Below are 3017 nucleotides of genomic sequence, written 5' to 3'. Positions count from 1 at the left end.
TATAAACTGATATCAATAAAATGAAAAATCTGTCAAAGGAGAATTACAAAAATGCAATCTGCATTTTTTGATTCATCTGTTCCAAATATTTGTTCAGAGTCATCACAATCATAGGCATGCCAACACTCGTTTTAGGTAAGGGTCTTTCCCTATTAGGATTTTGAGGTAATGGCTTAATTCTATATTTTACCCAGGCTTTTAACTTATAATCAACTACATTCACCTTCTTTTTAAATGATTGAATCATCAATAATTATTTACCTACTTCACCTACCTGGATATTTAATCTCGGACAACCCAATAGAAAGTATTTTGTAAGAATTTAAAGAAATGGCCGTAGGCAAGAATCCCACGGCCCCATTTAAATAAAAATTGGTGGTTTTTAGATTATTAAATTGTGGTTTTTAGAGCCAGGTTAATTGCTTCTTCTTTGGCTTTTTCAAGGCTGGCTTGTGTAATTCCGGGTGCGAAATCCAGAGGCTGGGAATTAATGAAAGAGATATCTCTAATCCCTGCCAAACCAAATATGGATCTCAGATAAGGCTCTTGGAAATCCAACTGATGCATCGGACTACTCTCACTGTAATCGCTGCCCCTTGAAGTGATACAAAACATTTTTTTATTTAATGCCAATCCTTCAACCCCGTTTGCAGTGAAGCTAAAAAGGATACCTGCCTGCATAATTACGTCGATATAGTGCTTCAACTTATAGGGAATCGTAAAGTTCCACATTGGGCAGGAAATCAAATAAGCATCATAGGACAAGAATTCGGTAGAATATCTTGACACCTCTTCCCAAGATGTTTTGATTTTTTCTTCCAAAATTCCACCCGACATTAGGGCATATTTCGCATCAATTGTATATCCAAAAACCTCAGGAAGACTTGTCTTGAAAAGATCCAGGTCCTCAATTATCAGATTTGGATTTTTTGCCTTCAAAGCTTTCAAAAATTCATTTGAAATACCGAGTGTACGCGATTTCTCTCCTCTCGGGGAAGCAATAATGTGTAGTAACTTCATTTTATAGTAAATTTATTTTGTAAGAATAATGGTTTATAAATTTCAACTTATGTTGGGTTTTGAACAATATACAGGTCAGTAAATTTGTCTAATTCATTAATCATAATTTGATTAGTTATTCGGCTTATAATCAGAATGTTGCCAAGACATCAATACCCATTTCTTTTTTTGAGATGCATAAACGGCCGTAAATACCCCTTTATATTCAAAATTATCCGAAGGATTCTCTTTTTGACTTATCTTTTGGTCGATCAGACCCGAAACTATTACAGTACCACCAGATTGATTTATGGTTATATCTGAAAACTTGTTTATAACGGTCATCGTTCCGGTTGCTTCCGTTATCTCTGTACGGCCCATTTTCTGGCCATTACCCATAATAAACACAAAGTTATCATCGGTATTTTCTAATGTAAACATCTTATCTCCATTCTTCACCATAAGGTCATGGAAAGTCTTTTCGGTAAAAGAACCCTGAGAATAAGCAGTGAGTGTAAATGCTAATAGGATACTAAGGATGGCTAACTTTTTCATCTTGTTTTTCATTTATTGCCTACTCTATATCGGTTTTCGGCTTTCTCCGTATATGCGTAAATTCAAATTCTTTTGCTTATTGAATAACCAAAAAATAAGAAATTAATACCTCAAGTACCAGGTCGATAAAAATGCTACCAGTATTAATTTGTCAGAACATTTCTATACCCTACTTTTCCATCATGCAGTCTTTCCATTGCTTCATTTACCGTACTAAATTTGGATTTTTCGGTTAGTGTGAAAATAACTTGTTTTGCAGCAAAATTGAGCATGTTCACAATTATCATATTTTGGTTTTGTAAATGGGCCAAATTCGCTGGTTTTGGTTTAAATATCTTGTTAGGTTTTTTTAATCATGTTTGTGATGGTCCGAATTCTCATAATGTTCTTTGATTAGATCCCTACCGAAATCCCCGTCAAAATCTCTCCAAACGGTATGAATGTGATTGGCTTTATCCTGGACATTGTCAAACTCAATCAAAAACGTTTTCCCCTGAATCCGGTAATAGTGACCTTCTCCGAGGACAGTTGCCCCGGCCCATCCAAATCTTACCTCATTTATTTCTTCATCCTTAATGCTATTCATTCTTTTTTCGGCTTGTTCAGCGGGCATGGTTGACAGATATTCATCAATAAGTTTTAAAAAAATAAGTTGTTGGTGCCCGTTTAACTGACCATACATAATTCCTACAGGACTTAATGGTTCGACTTCTGGAGATTTCCCTGTAACAATATCGAAAAATGGTTCCTGTTTAAATATTGCCACTTTCCTTTGTTCTTCTGATAATGAGTTGATCAATTCAAAGCCTAGGTCCTCTTCATTATGAAGAGTGCGCTCCCCTTCTCTGGGTCCGGAAGGAATTCTCGCCGGACTCGCTCCTAAAAACCGCGGAGCAATTCCAACTTTTTCGTTATGAATTGTAAAATTCAGGGAAATATGATGGCCTTCGAAAGAGAAAGCCCATAAGCTGTCTTTTTCAGGGTTTCCATAAAATGCAACCGAATAGTTTTCAGGATTCCTCATGATCGAATCTCCACTGATTTCCAAAAGGATATTTTCCAAATCGATAATTTTCATCGTTTTCATGTATCCTGTTTCTGAAAGAAAGCCCTTGAGGAGTTTGTCCAATTTGGCCTTCTGTTCCTGATCAAGTTCATTTAATTGGATCCCTTCTCTCGGAAACATTGAACTAGGTATATAATGGAAGAGCGTTTTGGACTCGTCATCAAAAGACAGGAGTGCTTTATTCCTTTGGACCTGAGTCAGGGATCTCAAGAATTCAACTTCAGGTTTTTCAACAATAAGTCCTAATGCCAAAAAAATCGAGGCTCCGACCAAAAGGGTAATCATGAAAATTTTCTTCATACCAAAGGCGTTTTTTAATTCGGTTTATCGGTTAGATTTCACTAATTCAGGGCATCACTTAATTTTTTGGTATCCACATATTGTTGAAAAGCAACTA

Annotated in this window: 3 protein-coding genes; all 3 read right to left on the bottom strand. The window is 36.0% G+C overall.

The features are described from left to right. Positions 1-390 precede the first annotated feature (390 nt). The 3 genes from ACZFYI_RS18175 to ACZFYI_RS18165 all read right to left on the bottom strand — a co-directional run bounded on the left by ACZFYI_RS18175 (position 391) and on the right by ACZFYI_RS18165 (position 2920). Positions 391-1020 (bottom strand): FMN-dependent NADH-azoreductase, encoded by a 630-nt coding sequence (locus ACZFYI_RS18175; RefSeq protein ID WP_462525543.1) that lies wholly within the window; start codon positions 1018-1020, stop codon positions 391-393. Between the two features lie 111 nt (positions 1021-1131). Continuing rightward, positions 1132-1554, bottom strand: coding sequence for a nuclear transport factor 2 family protein (locus tag ACZFYI_RS18170; RefSeq protein WP_462525542.1), 423 nt, complete (start codon positions 1552-1554; stop codon positions 1132-1134). 349 nt (positions 1555-1903) lie between these two features. Beyond that, positions 1904-2920, bottom strand: a complete 1017-nt coding sequence (locus ACZFYI_RS18165) for a DUF3500 domain-containing protein (protein WP_462525541.1) — start codon at positions 2918-2920, stop codon at positions 1904-1906. Between the last annotated feature and the right edge of the window lie 97 nt (positions 2921-3017).

The sequence above is a fragment of the Aquiflexum sp. genome, assembly GCF_977115555.1.
The sequence above is the reverse complement of the archived record's forward strand: the minus strand, read 5'-3'. Positions and strand labels throughout refer to the sequence as shown.